The organism is Aporhodopirellula sallentina SM41 (assembly GCF_000346505.1).
Lineage (GTDB): Bacteria > Planctomycetota > Planctomycetia > Pirellulales > Pirellulaceae > Rhodopirellula > Rhodopirellula sallentina.
The window spans coordinates 1-538 of the sequence record NZ_ANOH01000244.1; the positions used below are offsets into that span (position 1 = coordinate 1).

Consider the following 538-nt stretch of genomic DNA (forward strand, 5'->3'; position numbering starts at 1 on the left):
GTCGCTCGACCTTCAACAATTAATGCGCGAGTACTACCCACGGCTGGCGAAGTCACGCCGGCTCAGTGTTGACATGCATCGCGCCGTATGGGCCATCACTCATTGTCGCACGCGAGAGATGGGAGGCCACGTCAACAGTTGCCCCCAGGGGCACTTTCACCAAGTTGCTTACAACTCCTGCTCGCATCGATGTTGCCCGAAGTGCGGGTGGCTGCCTCGCGAGAAGTGGCTCGATGGCTGGCGAACGCGGTTGTTGCCGGTGCCGCATCATCACCTCATCTTCACCATCCCGCACTCGCTCAATTCGTTGTGGAGATACAACAAACGTGTCTTTGCCGACGTGCTCTTCCAAGCCGCGTCGCAATCACTCATGCAATTACTCGACTCCCAGGCCTACATGGGCGCACGACCTGGGATCCTCGCAGCATTGCACACTTGGAACCAGAAACTCGACGTGCACGTGCATCTGCATGTCTTGGTTTCCGCCGGAGGACTGACCCACGACGGACAATGGGCCGCGGCCAAGAGGAAGTGCCTG

General features: G+C 58.7%; 1 protein-coding gene. It reads left to right on the forward strand.

What is annotated here, in order from left to right; all coding sequences use genetic code 11:
* Window positions 1-538, forward strand: a 538-nt coding sequence (locus RSSM_RS16545; RefSeq protein WP_236621192.1) for an IS91 family transposase, incomplete at both ends; no start/stop codon positions are given.